We start from the raw sequence: 15,218 nt of genomic DNA, 5'->3' as shown, positions 1-15,218 counted from the left end.
CGGATTGCAAAGAAACCCCAAAAAGTGGCCAAGCGTTCCCTCAAGATCACCTCAAGAGGGGCGCGAAATCGGCCCGTGACATCGGGTCGGCGCCCCGCTGAGACGGACCCAACCCGCGAGGGTGAACGCGGGGGCTACCTGCGCTTCGGCCGGTACTTCTTGCACTCGCTCGCGCCGCACAGGCTGCAGTCGGTTCCGGGACGAAAGTGCTGGTGAGCATCGCTATTGTGGCCGCAGACACAGAGGCGGTCGTCGCCGTCCTCGGCCGACGACGGCGTGGATTCGCCGGGCATGGGCGGAACCAGGTGCAGTAGAGGGGCATCGTCGCGGGGTGTCGCGGCGGCCTGAAAGAGGCCTCCCAGTAGCGATCTTGAGGTTCTGAACGCCCCCGAAAGGGGCAAGTTGCGGGGGCGGAAAAGCCCCAATACGTTGATGCTCATTCACCCCTCCTCAGCGTCGTGGACCGCTTGCTTACCCGGTAGTTCGGTCCCCCCAGTCTGCACCCGACACAGAATTGGAATACACCATGAACACCATCGCCACCGCAGCCAAGTACCCGTTCACGGGTACCACGCCCCGCGTCAGCATCGTGATCCCTGCCCGCAACGAAGCGCGCAACCTCGAGGTGATCCTGGAGAAGCTCCCCCCGGTTCACGAGGTGATTCTAGTTGACGGCAATTCGGTGGACGACACGATCGAGACCGCCCTTCGCGTCATGCCCGAGATCGTCGTGGTCAAGCAGACCCGCACCGGCAAGGGCAACGCGCTCGCCTGCGGTTTCGCCGCGGTCACGGGCGACATCATCGTGATGTTCGACGCCGACGGTTCGGCCGACGCCGACGAGATCCCGGCCTACGTCGACGCGCTCGTCGCCGGCGCTGACTTCGCCAAGGGCACGCGCTTCATGGCCGGTGGCGGCAGCGAGGACATCACCGTCATCCGCCGCATCGGCAACTGGGGCCTCAGCACCTTCACCAACATCCTCCTCGGCACTAGGTACACCGACCTCTGCTACGGCTACAACGCCTTCTGGACCAAGGTCGTCGCCGACCTCGACCTGCCCGAGACCTCGCTTCCCCGTCGCGAGGACGGAAAGATGCTGTGGGGCGACGGCTTCGAAATCGAGACCATCATCAACTGCCGCATCGTCGCCGCCGAGCTCGCCATCACCGAGGTCCCCAGCGTCGAGAAGCTGCGCATCCACGGCGTCAGCAACCTGAACGCGGTCACCGACGGCCTCCGCGTGCTCAAGACGATCCTCGACGAGCGTCGCCGCTGGTCCAGCATCAAGCGCGCCGCGGCCGCGACCCTCCCGAGCAACTTCCGCGCGCGCACCCCGAAGGCCGAGCGCGTCATCCGCGCCGCCGACGTCGCCACCGCGGTTCGTTCGCTCGAGGATGCTGCGTGAGCAGCGGTTACCCGTCGACTTCGGTCATCATCTGCGCGTACACCCAGATCCGCTGGGACGACCTGGCGGCGGCGGTGACCTCGGTCGAACGGCAGAGCGTCGCCAGCGAGCTGATCGTCGTCATCGACCACGAGCCGGCGCTGCTGCGCCGCGCGGTCGACGCGTGGCCCCAGCACACCGTCATCACCAATGAACAACGCCAGGGACTCTCGGGCGCCCGCAACACCGGCATCGCCCGGGCCACGGGCGAGATCGTCGCGTTCCTCGACGACGATGCCGCCGCGGCATCCGAGAACTGGCTAGAACTGCTGCTCGCCCCCTACACGGACCCGACCGTCGTCGGGGTCGGCGGCAGCGCCCTGCCCGTGTGGCCCGACGGCCAGGCGCCGTCGACGCTGCCACCCGAGCTCCTCTGGGTGGTCGGCTGCACCTATCAGGGCCAGCCGACCACTCAGGCAGACGTCCGCAACCTCATGGGCTGCAACATGACGTTCCGTCGCACCGCGATCACCGCCGTCGGCGGCTTCAACCCCGACATGGGCCGCGTCGGCACTCTGCCCCTGGGCTGCGAAGAGACCGAGGCGTGCATCCGGATGACGGCCAGAGAGCAGTCCGCCCGGATCGTGTTCGAACCGGCCGCCCGAGTGAACCACCGCGTCACCGAGAACCGCCTCAGCTGGAGCTACCTGCTGCGCCGCGGCTACTCCGAGGGCATCTCCAAGGCCGCGCTGAGCAGAATGCTCGGCATGAAGTCGTCGCTCGGCACCGAGGCGGCGTACACCCGCACCGTGCTGCCCAGGGGAATCGCCCGCGAGCTCGGCCGCGGCAACCTCGCCAGCGCCGCCGCCATCGTCCTCACCTTCGCTTTCGTCGCGGCCGGCTACGCCCGCGGTACGCTCGGGAAGGTCGCGACAGCCGCCGCGGATGACAGCGCCCGACAGCTGGAAGGGGCAGCTTCGTGACCGACCACGTCACCGCGCCCGTGGCGCCCTCCGTCGCCCCGACGGTCGCCGCCGCGAACCTGCTCAGCAACAAGGTCACCCGCGATTCGCTCTGGATCCTCGGCAACTACGGCGTCACCTCCCTCGCCGGTTTCGCCTTCTGGATCGTCGCCGCCCGCGTCGTGCCGCCCGAGACCCTCGGCGTCGACACCGCGATCTTCTCCATCATCACCGCGGCCGCCGCCGTCGCCGCCACCGGCGCCGGCAACGCCCTGCTCGCCACCCTCCCGATGAGCCAACGCCTCGCGCAGAGCGTGATCGGCCTCGCCTACCGCCTCGTCGTCGGCCTCGGCCTCGGCACCGGCCTCGTCGCCGGCGTCCTCGTCACCCTCGTCATCGACACCGGCCTCTCCCCGGTCGTCACCGTCCTCGCCGTTATGGCCACCACGACGATGTGGTCGCTGTTCGTCGTCAAGGACACCACCCTCTCCGGCCTCGGCGAGATGCGCATGGCGCTCTGGATCAACGCCCCCGCCAACATCCTCAAGCTCGGGCTGCTGCCCGCCATCGTCGCCGTCGTCGGCACCTCCGAGCACCCGATGCTCGTCTCCGCGATCGTCCCCGCCCTGATCGCGGTCATCGTCGTCAACGTCGTGGTGCTTCCGCGCGCCCTGAACCGCCGCGAGCGCACGCTCGACCTCGAGCCGGACCCCGCCGAGACCCCGTCCCTCGCCGACCTGCGTGCGAAGTTCCTCGCTTTCACCGTTCGGGATGGCGCGTCATCCACTCTCAACCTCGGAATCGGCCTCTCCCTCTCGTTCATCGTGACCGCGCTGGCCGGCCCCGCCCAGGGCGCCGTTTTCGCCATCTGCTACCAGATCGGCCTCGTGCTCGACCTCGTCGTCATCGGCGTCTCCGGTTCGCTCACCATCAACTCGGCGGGCGGCAACTCCGGCGGCCAGATCGCCTTCCGCATGTGGCGCCGCGTGCTGCTCTGCGTCGCGGTCATCGCCGCCGTGCTCATCGCCGGCTCGCCCGTGCTGCTCGGCGTCTTCGGTCCGTACTACGTCGAGAACGACGGCGCCGTGGTGCTCGGCCTGCTCGTCGTCGGCTCCGTCATCCGTACCGCCTTCGAGGTCTGGACCGGACTGATGCGCGCCCAGCACCGCACGACCGAGCTGCTCGTATGGAACGCCGTGGGCGCCGCCGTGCTGCTGCCGGCCGTTTTCATCCTCACCCCGATTTTCGGAGCCGTCGGCACTGCCGTCGGCGTCCTTCTGAGCACCGTCGTGCTCGCCGTGGTCGGTCTCACCGGCCTGTTCAAGAGCAGGAGGCAGTCCGCGTGAGCGCACAGCTGCAACTCGTCGCCCCCATGCCCAGCGAGGGCGCACCCGACTCGAGCCGCGCCCGCTGGGTCGGCGTAGTCGACGAGAACCAGGTCGCCGCGGCATCCGTCTCGGCACTGCCCGTGGTCGCCGTCGGCGGCGCGGACTACGCGCGCGCCCGGGTGCTGGTGCGCGACGGCGCGCTCGTACGCGGCTTCGTCGATGTCGCCCTCACCGACGGCACGATCGACCCCGCCGAACTCGCAGCCCAGACCGAGGCCCTCCCGGCCGCGGCGACCCGGCCCGCCCTCGACCGCCGCCCCTCGGTCACCGTCGTGATCTGCACCCGCGACCGCTCGTCGATCCTCTCGGCCGCGCTCACCTCGATCCTCGCCGTCGACTACCCGAACTTCGACGTCGTGGTCGTCGACAACGCCTCGGCGACGTCGGCCACCTCCGACCTGGTCTCCGAGCACTTCGCCGACCCGCGCGTCACCCTGGTCACCGAGCCGTTCCCCGGCCTCGCCGGCGCCCGCAACACCGGCATCGCGCACGCCACCGGCGAGTTCATCGCCTTCACGGACGACGACGTCCTGGTCGACGCGGGCTGGCTCGACGGCCTCGTCGCCGGATTCGCCCGATCGGAAGACGCCGACTGCGTCGTCGGCCTGGTTCCGAGCGGCGAACTGCGCACCCGCGTGCAGTCGTACTTCGACGAGCGCGTCACCTGGTCGCACAACCTCACCCCGCGCGTCTTCTCGATGGACGAGAAGCCCGCCGACCTTCCCACCTTCCCGTTCTCGGTCGGCCAGTTCGGCACCGGTGCGAATTTCGCCCTGCGCCGCAGCACCCTCGCCCGCATCGGCGGCTTCGACACCGCGTTCGGCGTCGGCACCCGCACGGGCGGCGGCGAGGACATCGACATGTTCAGCCGCGTGCTGCTCGCGGGCGGCACCCTCGTCGTCGAACCGTCGGCACTCGTCTGGCATCGCCACCGCGCCGACATCGGCGCCCTGCGCACCCAGGCCGAGGGCTACGGCCTGGGCCTCGGCGCCTGGCTGACCAAGCTCGTGCTCGACTCCGACACCCTGCCCCTCGTGCTCGCGCGCGGCGTCGGCGGCGTGCGCCGACTGCTCTCGATCGGCGCCGGCGGTTCCTCCGCCCCGCGCACAGAAGCCGTCACCACCGAGGACGCCGACTGGGCCGCCCTGGTCAAGGGCCTCGGCGCGCTCGAACTCCGCGCGGCGCTCAAGGGTCCGGCCCGGTACGCCCGCCAGCGCTTCGACGGCCGGGGCATCCCGCTGCCCGCCGCGGCCCCTCTCGCTCCCGAGCCGACCGTGCCACTGACGATCGGCCGCCGCCAGCTCAGCCGCTGGGGAGCGGTCGCCGCCCTCGCCGGCATCGCCGGTCTGCTCTCCGCCTTCCCGTTCCCCGAGACCGTGCAGGCCGTGCTCGTGGCGCTGCTGGTCTTCGTCGGCCCCGGCGCCGCACTCCGCGCCTGGGTGCGCCTGCCCGCGCTGACGACCGCCGTCGCCGTGCCCGGCATCGGGTTCGCCCTCGCAATCCTCGTCCCCTCCGGTATGGCCATCGCGAGCGCCTGGCACTCCCACGCGTTCCTCGTCGTCCTCGCGCTCGTCACCACGGTGGCCGGCGCCCTGCGCTGGGTCCCCTCCGACGAAGCGCGTCACCGAAAGGCGGTCGCCCTGTGACCACGGTGCAGACCGCTCCCACCGGGCGACGTGTCGCTCCGGCATCCGCCCCTCGTCCTTCGATGTTCGCGCGAGTCGTCACGCCCGCCCGCCTGATCCTCGTACTCGCCGTCGCTCTCTGGGCGACAGCGCTGCCGCACGTCGCGAGCGCGACCGTCAATATCTACGGCCTGCTCTTCGCGGGCGTGCCGGGCCTCGCGGCCGGCGGAGTGCTCGCCGCCGTCGCCCTCGTCGCGGCCGTGCGCCGCGCGAACACGCTGGACGCCGCCCTCGCGACCGTGGTCATCGTGCTCGTCGGGCGCCTGACCGCCACGATCGCCGTCAACGAGCCCGGATCGACGTTCATCTTCCGCCACCTCGGCGTCATCGACTACATCCAGCAGAACGGCGAGCTGTCGCACGGCACCGACATCTACAACGGCTGGCCCGGCGCCTTCGCGGCCGTCGCCTGGTTCTCGGACGTCACCGGCGTCAGCCCGCACCTCATCGCCGTCTGGTTCCCCGCCCTCTGCGACGTGGCCTTCGCCGGCGCCGTCTTCCTGCTCTGCCGCGCGTTCGGGCAGCGGGTGCTCGTCGCCGTCGTCGGCGCCTTCATCGCCACCGTCGCCAACTGGGTCGGTCAGGACTACCTGTCGCCGCAGGCGTTCGGCATCCTGCTCGCGACGCTGATCCTGACGCTGCTCGTGCAGTCGAAAAAGCACCCGGTAGCCGGGTGGATGACGCTGCCGCTGTTCCTCGCCCTGACCCTCACCCACCAGCTCACCCCGTACTGGCTCGTGATCATCACGGTCGTGCTCGGTGTCACCGGCCACATCCGCCCCCGCCTGATCGGACTGGTCTTCATCGCGATCGTCGGCGTGGACCTGCTGATCAACATCGACCAGGTCTCCGGCCAGGGCGTGCTGTCGAACTTCGACCCGATCGCCAACTCGAAGAGCCTCGCGAACGGCGCGGTCTACAGCGACGGCGCGACCTTCACGGCGCTGTCCTCGCGCATCCCGTCGGTGGCCCTGTGGGGCAGCGCGGCGGTCATCGCCGCGGCCAGCCTGCTCTACAAGCCGATGCGCGGCCTCGGCCCGATCTGGGTGCCGGCCGTGTTCGCCTTCTCGAGCTTCTCGCTGCTGTTCACGCAGAACTACGGGGGAGAGGCGATCTTCCGCGTCTTCCTCTACTCGGTCCCCGGCTGCGCCGTGCTGATCGCGCCGTGGCTCGTGCGCGCCATCCAGGTGTCTCCGCTGACCGTGCCGTCGCGCTGGTTGCGCCGCGTCATCCCGCCACTCACGGCCCTCGCGCTCGTCGTCATCACCCTGGGCAGCCTGCAGGCGTACTACGGGGCCTGGTTCGCCAACCTGGTGCGCACCGACTCGGTGAACGCCGTCGAGAACTGGCTCGAGAACACCGAGGGTCCCGCGCAGCTGCTCAGCCCGACCATCGGCGTGCCGCTGCGCCCGGTCGCCGAGTACGTCGACTTCGCCGAGATCGACTCGCACTACGACGCCTCGCTCACCACGTGGAACGGCTGGGCCGGCTCCTCGTTCCGCGACACCGAGGTCGTCGACACCTTCACCCGCCAGCTCGCCGACCTGCGCACCGACACCTACGTGATGGTCACCACCCAGACCAAGATCTACAGCGACTTTTACGGCGCGTACCCGGCGGGCTCCCTCGACCGGCTCGCCGACCAGCTGCGGGTCAAGGAGGGCTGGACGACCGTCATCGACACCCCCGACCTCCAGCTGTTCGAGTACACCGGCGGACACCGGTGAGTGCGACCCAGATGACGGCGCGGCGCGACGACACGACGGCGGGTCCCGTCCGGATCCCGGTGAGCGACCTCGACCGCATGAGCGGCCGGGAGCGCCTCGTCTTCGTTGCCGGGCCGATGTCCGTGCCGCCGCGCCAGCAGTTGGTCGACAACCTGCTCGCCGCCGCCGAGCTCGGCCCGCAGTCGCGGGTCGGCCTGCAGCTGAACGAGGCCGGCGACACCTGGACCTACGACCGTGCCGGCCTGCGCGAGTGGTGCGAGGGGCTCGTCGTCGAGATCCCGCCGATCACCGAGGACCAGGTCGTCGACGTGCTGCGCGACCGCATCCGCGACGACGCCACCCCGCCGCCGTTCCAGCTCACCATCGCGGGCGACTTCATCGTGCTGCGCATGACGCACCTGCTCGGCGACATCAACATCCTGTTCGCCCTGTTCGACATCGCGATCGCCGCCCCCGGACGAGAGTTCCCGAGCTGGCTGCTCAAGCCCGAGGCGACCGCGCCGCTGTCGCTCGCGGTGCGCGAGACGTTCGGCAAGAACCCGCTGCGCGTCGCCAAGGTGCTGCAGTCGCAGCGGTCGCGTCTCGGGGCGACCTCATTCGGCACGACCCGTCGCGGCGCGACCCCGCTAGGCGCGGTCCCACTCGGCACAGCCCGCTTCGACACGACCCGCTTCGACACGACCCCGGAGGCCCGTACCCAGTCCTCCGCGGTCGTGCCGTGGCAGCGTCACGCCGACCTCGCCTACTCCCGCGGAACCATCCAGGCGGCCCGCGACCTCAAGTCCTGGGTGCGCACCACGCCGGGATCCGTGACGCTGGCGACCGCGCTGCTCGTCGCCGTGCGGCGCGCGCTCGTCGCCGAGGGCATCCCCGTGCGCGGCGAGAGCTCGTTGATCTACGACTCCCGCCGCTACCTGCCCGACGGCGTCGTGACGAACGGCAACTTCATCGCCGGCCTCCCGGTTCCCGCCGGGCTCTCCGACGACCCCCGACAGATCGCCCAGATCGTCAAAGACAACGTGGATGCCGCGAGCCCACTCGCCGCAATGCTCGTCGGTGCGCTGCGCAGCCGGCTCACCGGCCGCCGTTTCGCGAAGCCGCCGACCACCGTCGCGGCCGCGCCCGCGGCCCATGTCGTGCTGACGAACCTCGGCGTGCGTCGCGAACTCGACACCGCTCCCTGGCTGGTCGGCAAGGGCGAGGAGCAGTTCGCCCACTGGGCCGAGCCGAGCGCCCCCGACGACCTCGTGATCGGCGTGCTGCAGCTGCGTGGCGCCCTGCAGGTCACCGCGTTCTTCCACGGCAACGTGTTCGACGCCGAGCGCGTGCAGGCCGCCCTCGACCGCGCGATCGGCGACCCGGTCTCGCTGTTGGAGCAGCATTAATCGCCGTCTCCGCCGTGGCATCGCCGGCGCGGTCGTCATCGTCAGCGTCGCTGCCGGGGCGGCGACGGTGAGCGGCGCGACGGGTTCAACCCAGCCCGCCGTGGTCACCGAGGCGTGGCAGGACGAGTTCGACGGCGCGGAGGGTGCGGGTATCGACTCCGCGCTCTGGGCGCTCAACCTCGGCGCGGGCGGCTGGGGCAACAACGAGCTGCAGGAGTACACCGCCGACAACGTCGCGCTCGACGGCGCCTCGCACCTGGCGATCTCCGCGACGATCACGACCAACGCCGACGGCAGCACCGCCTACCGGTCGTCGAGCATCGTGACGACGCAGGCCTTCTCGTACGGAACGCTGTCGGCGCGCATCACGTTGCCCACCGGCCAGGGCCTGCTGCCCGCGTTCTGGCTGCTCGGGTCGAACATCGGCGAGGTGGGCTGGCCGCAGTCGGGCGAGATCGACGTCGTCGAGACCCCGAACGACACGAGCACCTCGCACCACAACATCCACGGGCCGTCCGCGTCCGGCACCGACGTCGTCGCCAACGCGTCGACCGACCATGTGGAACCCCTCGGCGACGACTGGCACGTCTACGCGGTGACCCGCACGCCCGGCAACGTGCGGATCTCGATCGACGGCGTGCTCGTCGCGAGTCTCACCGAGGCGACGATGCCCGACGGCATGGAGTGGGTCTTCGACGACGCACCGTTCCGCGCGCTCTTCACCCTCGCGATCGGCGGCAACTGGCCGGGCGACCCGGACGAGACGACCCCGGCGGTCTCGACGATGCTGATCGACTGGATGCGCTTCGAGCCCGCCGCGGGTTGACCTCGTCGCAACCCATGCCGCGCGCTGACCTTCGTCGCGCACGCGCCCGTTCGTGCCCCCGCGGGCGCCACAAACCGCAGCGCGCCCCGCACAAACCTCCGCGCACGCGACGACGCTGAGCGCCGCACACCACAGACGCGGGTCGAGCCTGTGAGTCACTTCTCGCGGCGGAGCCGGACCGAGGACTGGAGCAGGTAGATCGCGAGTATCCAGAGTGCTACGACGCCGATGAGGTACTTGAACTCGAGAGCATGCTGCACCAACGCGAGGATTATCATCCCGATACCCACCGCGATAAAGATCAGCCCCGCACCGAGGTGTTTATTAGCTTCGCTCATTTCTCCCCGTCGAACCCGACGATACACCCCGGAGTGCACGGGTGATCTGCTCCGACTGGCCGCGCGCTGACCTTCGTCGCGCACGCGCCCGTTCGTGCCCCCGCGGGCGCCACAAACCGCAGCGCGCCCCGCACAAACCTCCGCGCACGCGACGACGCTGAGCGCCGCACACCACAGAAGCGGGTCGAGCCCGACGATGAGGGTTTCGACGAGCTCAACCGGCTAGAAGAACTAGCCCGCGAGCGTCGGGTAGTCGGTGTAGCCGCGGGCGTCCGGGCCGTAGAAGGTCGACGGGTCGGCCTCGTTCTCGTGCGTGGCGTCCTTCCAGCGGGCGACGACGTCGGGGTTGGCGATGGCCGCGCGGCCGATCGAGACCGCGTCGGCGAGATCGGCGTCGGCGATGGCGACGGCGTCCTCGCGGGTCGTCGCCTCGGCGAAACCGGTGTTGATGATGAACGGGGCGCCGACCCGGGCACGGATGTCCTGGGCGAGAGCACCCGCGGGCTCGGGATGCATGTAGTCGAGGAACGCGAGGCCCAGCGGCTTCAACGCGTCGGCGAGCAGACCGTAGGTGATCGCGACATCCGCCGCGTCGTCCTCGATGACGCCCTGGATGTTGCGCTCGGGGGAGATGCGCAGGCCCACGCGGTCGGCGCCGACGGCATCGACCACGGCGGTGACGACCTCGACCACGAAGCGGATGCGGTTCTCGGGCGATCCGCCGTAGTTGTCGGTGCGGGTGTTCGAGCTGGGCGCGAGGAACTCGTGCAGCAGGTAGCCGTTCGCGGCGTGCAGCTCGACGGCGTCGATGCCCGCGGCGAGCGCGCGGCGCGAGGCGGCGACGAACTCCTCGACGATCGCGGGCAGCTCCTCGGTGGGGATCGCCACGGGGACCTGGTGCGGCTTCTTGCCGAGCGGGGTGCGGGTCTCGCCGTCGATGGCGATCGCGCTGGGGGCGACGCTGCGCGGCGTGCCCGAGATGTCGGTGTGCGTGACGCGGCCCGCGTGCATGACCTGCATCGCGATGAGACCGCCGGCGGCGTGCACGGCGGCGGCGACGCGCGCCCAGCCGGCCTGCTGCTCGTCGGTGACGATGCCGGGCTGGCCCGAGAAGCCCTTGGCTTCTTCGCTCGTGAAGGTGCCCTCGGTCACGATGAGTCCGAGGCTCGCGCGCTGCTCGTAGTACTCGGTGATCAGGTCGGTCGGCACGCCGTCCTCACCGGCGCGCACGCGCGTCAGCGGCGCCATCACCAGCCTGTTCGCGAGGTGCAGAGAGCCGAAGTCGACGGGCGTGAAGAGGTCCATGGGTTCCTAACGGGATGAGAGCGTGCGGATGGCGCACCTGAGGGCCAACACGCACCCCCCACTCCAGCATTCCCCAGCGCCAGCCTCCCCCGCCACAACATGTCGCTCTGTATCGTTGGAGAGGCGGGAGTGGAGAGTGCCCGCCCGAGTCATCGAGGAGCGTCATGGCCGAGCTGGTTCCGATTCCGTCGCCCGGTGTGCCGCTCTACTACGGACTGCCCGGGTCGCCCCTCGTCATCATCGTGCACGACTGGTACGGGCGGCTTCCGTGGCTCGACCCCTTCGCCGACGCGCTCTCCGGCCAGGGCTACCGGGTCGTGGTGCCCGACCTCTACGACGGCGTCTGCACCACCGACGCCGAGTCGGCGGCGCAGCTCCGCGACGGGCTGGACCCCGGCCGCGCGCTCGCACTGCTCGACGACATCGTGCTCGAGGCCCGCGCGGAGGGCTCCGCACGGGTCGGGCTCATCGGCTTCTCGATGGGCGGCTGGCTCGCCCTGCTGCACGCCCAGGGCGGCGACGCGGACGCCGTGGTCGCCTACTACGCCACCCTCGGCGTCGAGGAACACGGCATCATCCCGTGCCCCGTGCTGCTGCAGCTCGCCGAGGAGGACGACTGGAACGTCGGCGCCGAACCCGACTCCTTCGTCGCGCGCCTCGAAGACCACGGCACACCCGTCACCGAGTTCATCTACCTCGGCACCGAGCACTCGTTCGCCAACGCGAGCATCCCCGCGACCGTCGACACCCGCGCCGCGGCCCTGGCCTTCGCCCGCACCGCGTCGTTCCTCGACAAGCACCTCGGCGACTAGGCCGGTACGCAATCAGCCGAGAGCGGCCCGAAGACTACTTCGTCACATCCCACAGGTGGTGCAGCGGGTCGTGGATGAAGTAGACCGCGAAGCTCTCGACCGTGAACGCCACCCCGTCGCTGCGCCGGCCCGGCCGTAGCCACTGTTCGCCGTCCACGGCGTCGAAGTGGTCGGCGAGGACGGCGGCCGCGGCGACGAGGTCCGCCGACACCACGGCGGGGTCCTGCTCGTTGTAGCGCTCCTCCACGGCCGTGACGTCCTGGTCCCAGTTCGGGTAGAGCGGGTCGTCCTGCTCGAGCATGAGCGCGAGCCGCTCGTCGTAGAGCCGGAACACGTCGCGCACGTGCGCCGAGTACTCGAGAGCCGACCAGGTGTGGTCGTCGGGCCGCTCGCGCACGTCCGACCGTTCCAGGACGGCGGGCCAGGCCGCGGCATTCGCGCGCAGAATCCCCGCGACATCCTCGGGTCTGATGGATGCCGCGTCGAAACCGCATTCGCCGCAGGGCCGGTCGAGCACCCAGGTCCAGTTCTTCGTATCGGGGGTAATTGCCATGCTTCATGCTCTCGTGGCCCGGATACCGGCTACCGTAGATTTCGTGCCAATCTTCGAACAGTCCACCATTTCCGCCGTGCTGGACCACATGAACAACGACCACCCCGAGGACAACCTCCTGATCGTGCGCGCCTTCGCCACGAAGGACGCCTCCAACGCGGTGATGACCGACCTCGACGAGCTCGGCGGCACCTGGAGCTACGAGGCGGGCGACGCCGCGGCCGAGCTCACCGTGCCGTGGGGTGCCGGCGAGATCAGCGAGCGTGGGGAGATCCGCCGCGAGATCGTCGCGCTCTACGACATCGCCTGCGAGCGCCTCGACGTCACGCCCCGCCCCCACTAGGACCCCGACATCGTCACCTCACCCAACCGCCTCGTGGCGACCGTCGTCGGGGTCGTCTACCTCGTCGTCGGCCTGCTCGGCTTCACCGTCACCGTCGGCGTCGCGTTCGTCGCGACCGACAACGAGGCGCTGCTGCTCGGCGCGTTCCAGGTCAATCCGCTGCAGAACATCCTGCACCTCGTGGTCGGCGCGCTCATGATCGCCGTCGGATTCGGGCAGGCCCGCACCGCCCGGCGCATCAACTCGGTCGCCGGCGCGCTGCTGTTGCTGCTCGGCCTCGTGGGCCTGTACGTCGTCGGTACCGAGTCGAACCTGCTCGCGCTCAACGGGGCGGACAACGCCCTGCACTTCGGCACCGCCGTCGTGCTGCTCGCGGCCGGCCTCGGGGCAGAGAAGCAGTTCTCCGGCTCGGCGTAGGCCCGCGGCATCCGTTAATTCACAATGAAGTGTTTCGGCAGGACGACCCGCACTCTAGTATTAGGGTTACCTAACTGACCCCTTGGAGTGCCACCGTGTCTGTCGTCCTACCCTTCTCCCAAGCACTGCGTGAGCGTACCCGCGGAGGTCACAGCGACAGCGAGGGCGCCAGCTTCATGGACGACCTGATGACCGGCAAGGGCTCGCGCGACGACTACGTCTCGCTCGTCGCCCAGCACTACTTCATCTACAAGGCCCTCGAGGCGGCCGGCGACAGCATGAAGGACGACGTGGATGCCGCGGCCTTCGTCACCCCGCAGCTGATCCGTCTCCCCGCTCTCGAGGCAGACCTGCAGTTCCTGATCGGCGACGACTGGCTCGAGCGCATCGTGCCGCTGCCGACCACCGCCCGCTACGTCGACCGCATCAACCAGGTCGCCGCGCAGAAATGGAGCGGCGGGTTCATCGCCCACCACTACACGCGGTACCTCGGCGACCTGTCCGGCGGGCAGATCATCCGCACGCTCATGCAGCGCCAGTTCGGGTTCCAGACCAACGGCGTCGGCTTCTACCTCTTCGACCAGATCGCGAAGCCGAAGGAGTTCAAGGACGTGTACCGCGCCCAGCTCGACGCGGTCGACTGGAGCGAAGAGGAGCGCGAGCGCGTGATCGACGAGGTCATGGTCGCGTACCGGTTCAACACCGAGCTGTTCGTCGACCTCGCCACCGCGAAGGCGACGGCCGCCGCGTAGGCAACCCGCTCGAGCGGCTACGCCTCGATACCCGGCACCGCCGTCGCTCGCGACATAAATCGCTGCACGTGCTCGTCGACGATGATGTCGCTCGGCCGCAGGTCGCGGCTCAGGTACAGCCCGTCGAGCGCGCTGATGCGGCTCAGCGCCACGTAGGTCTGCCCGGGGGCGAACGAGCGCTGCCCGAGGTCGACGATCGCGCGGTCGTAGGTCTTGCCCTGCGACTTGTGGATCGTCACGGCCCAGGCCAGCCGCAGCGGGAACTGGGTGAACTCGGCGACGATGTCCTTCTTGAGCGCCTTGGTGAGGGACGAGTAGGAGTACTTGTACTTCTCCCAGACGGCGGGCTGCACCTGGTGCACCTCACCGTCGATCTCGACGTGCACGAACTGGTCGATCTTGGTGACGGTGCCGACCGAGCCGTTGACCCAGCGCTGGTCGGCGTCGTTGCGCAGGAACATCACCTGCGCGCCGATCTTCAGCTCGAGCGCCTCGTCGGCGGGGAACGCCCGGCCGCCGAACTCGCCGGCGATCTCGGCCTTCGCGGTGAGCACCTTGCCGGGCAGGCGCGCGAGCTCGGTCGCGTTGATGCGGTTCACCGCGGCGTTCGTCGTGGCGAGCGTGATGATGCCGTCGGTTGGAGCGTCGCGCGCACCGGTGGTGTTGAGGCGCTCGGCGATCTCCGCGGTCACCCGGCCGTGCCGCACGGCATTGAGCATGTACTTGAACTCGCCCTCGTGCTGCCGGTGGATCGTGGTGAGCTCGTAGATCTTGAGGTCGGCCTCGTCCCAGACCTTCGCGTCGAAGAACCACATCGACCGGTACTGGTCGGCGAAGTAGGCGCGCTCGTCGGCGTCGCCCGGCACGGGTGCCAACTGGTACGGGTCGCCGAAGAGCACGACCTGAACGCCGCCGAACGGCTCGCGCTTGCGCTGTCGAGCCTGACGCAGGCTGCGGTCGAGGGCGTCGAGAAGGTCGGCGTTGACCATCGACACCTCGTCGATCACGAGCGTGTCGATGGTGTTGAGCAGCTTGCGCACCTCGGCGGTGTGCTCGATCTCGTGGTCGGCGATGACACCGATCGGCAGCCGGAACAGGGAGTGGATCGTCTGCCCGCCCACGTTGAGCGCGGCGACGCCGGTGGGAGCGCAGATCACCACCTGCTTCGACGTGTTCCACGACAGGTGGTTGAGCAGCGTCGACTTTCCGGTGCCGGCGCGGCCGGTGACGAAGATGTTCTCGCGGGTCGTCTCGATCGCCGCGAAGACCGCCGCCTGCTCTGGGGATAGCTGGGGGCCTGTCACCCTCCCAATGTACCCGCCCGGCCCGCGCCACTCG

General features: G+C 69.8%; 15 protein-coding genes. 11 read left to right on the top strand and 4 right to left on the bottom strand.

Annotation, left to right across the window (positions count from 1 at the left end; translation table 11 throughout):
* Positions 1-526 precede the first annotated feature (526 nt).
* The 7 genes from HD599_RS16795 to HD599_RS16765 all read left to right on the top strand — a co-directional run bounded on the left by HD599_RS16795 (position 527) and on the right by HD599_RS16765 (position 9,360).
* Positions 527-1,408: a glycosyltransferase family 2 protein gene (locus tag HD599_RS16795; RefSeq protein ID WP_184239743.1), complete on the top strand. Its 882-nt coding sequence runs from the start codon at positions 527-529 to the stop codon at positions 1,406-1,408.
* Positions 1,405-2,370 carry a glycosyltransferase gene (locus tag HD599_RS16790; protein WP_184239740.1) on the top strand — a complete coding sequence of 322 codons (966 nt, stop codon included), beginning with the start codon at positions 1,405-1,407 and terminating at the stop codon, positions 2,368-2,370. Before HD599_RS16795 ends, HD599_RS16790 begins: the two co-directional genes overlap by 4 nt.
* Entirely contained in the window at positions 2,367-3,695 is a 1,329-nt protein-coding gene (locus HD599_RS16785) for a lipopolysaccharide biosynthesis protein (protein ID WP_184239739.1), read from the top strand. Before HD599_RS16790 ends, HD599_RS16785 begins: the two co-directional genes overlap by 4 nt.
* Entirely contained in the window at positions 3,692-5,383 is a 1,692-nt protein-coding gene (locus HD599_RS16780) for a glycosyltransferase (protein WP_221420537.1), read from the top strand. The genes HD599_RS16785 and HD599_RS16780 overlap by 4 nt, the downstream gene beginning before the upstream one ends.
* On the top strand, positions 5,380-7,149 hold the full coding sequence (locus HD599_RS16775; protein ID WP_184239737.1) for a hypothetical protein: 1,770 nt from the start codon (positions 5,380-5,382) through the stop codon (positions 7,147-7,149). Before HD599_RS16780 ends, HD599_RS16775 begins: the two co-directional genes overlap by 4 nt.
* Positions 7,146-8,534: a hypothetical protein gene (locus HD599_RS16770; RefSeq protein ID WP_184239735.1), complete on the top strand. Its 1,389-nt coding sequence runs from the start codon at positions 7,146-7,148 to the stop codon at positions 8,532-8,534. Before HD599_RS16775 ends, HD599_RS16770 begins: the two co-directional genes overlap by 4 nt.
* Positions 8,535-8,601: 67 nt before the next feature.
* Positions 8,602-9,360, top strand: a complete 759-nt coding sequence (locus tag HD599_RS16765; protein ID WP_184239733.1) for a family 16 glycosylhydrolase — start codon at positions 8,602-8,604, stop codon at positions 9,358-9,360.
* Between the two features lie 155 nt (positions 9,361-9,515).
* Here the strand turns inward: HD599_RS16765 and HD599_RS16760 are convergent, their stop codons facing one another.
* Together HD599_RS16760 and HD599_RS16755 are read right to left on the bottom strand one after the other, a co-directional pair.
* Positions 9,516-9,698, bottom strand: a complete 183-nt coding sequence (locus HD599_RS16760) for a hypothetical protein (protein WP_184239731.1) — start codon at positions 9,696-9,698, stop codon at positions 9,516-9,518.
* 231 nt (positions 9,699-9,929) lie between these two features.
* Positions 9,930-11,003: an oxidoreductase gene (locus HD599_RS16755; protein WP_184239729.1), complete on the bottom strand. Its 1,074-nt coding sequence runs from the start codon at positions 11,001-11,003 to the stop codon at positions 9,930-9,932.
* Between the two features lie 164 nt (positions 11,004-11,167).
* On the opposite strand from HD599_RS16755, the gene HD599_RS16750 reads away from it, so the two are divergent.
* A complete protein-coding gene (locus HD599_RS16750; RefSeq protein ID WP_184239727.1) occupies positions 11,168-11,815 on the top strand; it encodes a dienelactone hydrolase family protein in 648 nt (215 codons plus the stop codon).
* 34 nt (positions 11,816-11,849) lie between these two features.
* Here HD599_RS16750 and HD599_RS16745 read toward each other — a convergent pair whose 3' ends face one another.
* Positions 11,850-12,368 (bottom strand): DinB family protein, encoded by a 519-nt coding sequence (locus tag HD599_RS16745; RefSeq protein ID WP_184239725.1) that lies wholly within the window; start codon positions 12,366-12,368, stop codon positions 11,850-11,852.
* A gap of 43 nt (positions 12,369-12,411) precedes the next feature.
* Between HD599_RS16745 and HD599_RS16740 the strand changes: the two genes are divergently transcribed.
* From HD599_RS16740 to HD599_RS16730, 3 genes are all read left to right on the top strand, one after another.
* Positions 12,412-12,711 (top strand): DUF2470 domain-containing protein, encoded by a 300-nt coding sequence (locus tag HD599_RS16740; protein ID WP_343062129.1) that lies wholly within the window; start codon positions 12,412-12,414, stop codon positions 12,709-12,711.
* 33 nt (positions 12,712-12,744) lie between these two features.
* Entirely contained in the window at positions 12,745-13,128 is a 384-nt protein-coding gene (locus tag HD599_RS16735) for a DUF4383 domain-containing protein (RefSeq protein ID WP_425489170.1), read from the top strand.
* Between the two features lie 95 nt (positions 13,129-13,223).
* On the top strand, positions 13,224-13,880 hold the full coding sequence (locus tag HD599_RS16730) for a biliverdin-producing heme oxygenase (protein ID WP_184239721.1): 657 nt from the start codon (positions 13,224-13,226) through the stop codon (positions 13,878-13,880).
* Between the two features lie 17 nt (positions 13,881-13,897).
* Here HD599_RS16730 and HD599_RS16725 read toward each other — a convergent pair whose 3' ends face one another.
* Complete coding sequence (locus HD599_RS16725; protein ID WP_184239719.1) at positions 13,898-15,184, bottom strand: AAA family ATPase; 1,287 nt, start codon at positions 15,182-15,184, stop codon at positions 13,898-13,900.
* Between the last annotated feature and the right edge of the window lie 34 nt (positions 15,185-15,218).

Source organism: Conyzicola lurida (assembly GCF_014204935.1).
GTDB classification, from domain to species: Bacteria; Actinomycetota; Actinomycetes; order Actinomycetales; family Microbacteriaceae; genus Conyzicola; species Conyzicola lurida.
The sequence above is the reverse complement of the archived record's forward strand: the minus strand, read 5'-3'. Positions and strand labels throughout refer to the sequence as shown.

Excerpts from the sequence above, each read along its gene's own strand:
- HD599_RS16795 (WP_184239743.1), top strand. The coding sequence starts at position 527 with ATGAACACCATCGCCACCGCAGCCAAGTACCCGTTCACGGGTACCACG.
- HD599_RS16755 (WP_184239729.1), bottom strand. The coding sequence starts at position 11,003 with ATGGACCTCTTCACGCCCGTCGACTTCGGCTCTCTGCACCTCGCGAAC.
- HD599_RS16760 (WP_184239731.1), bottom strand. The coding sequence starts at position 9,698 with ATGAGCGAAGCTAATAAACACCTCGGTGCGGGGCTGATCTTTATCGCG.
- HD599_RS16750 (WP_184239727.1), top strand. The coding sequence starts at position 11,168 with ATGGCCGAGCTGGTTCCGATTCCGTCGCCCGGTGTGCCGCTCTACTAC.
- HD599_RS16745 (WP_184239725.1), bottom strand. The coding sequence starts at position 12,368 with ATGGCAATTACCCCCGATACGAAGAACTGGACCTGGGTGCTCGACCGG.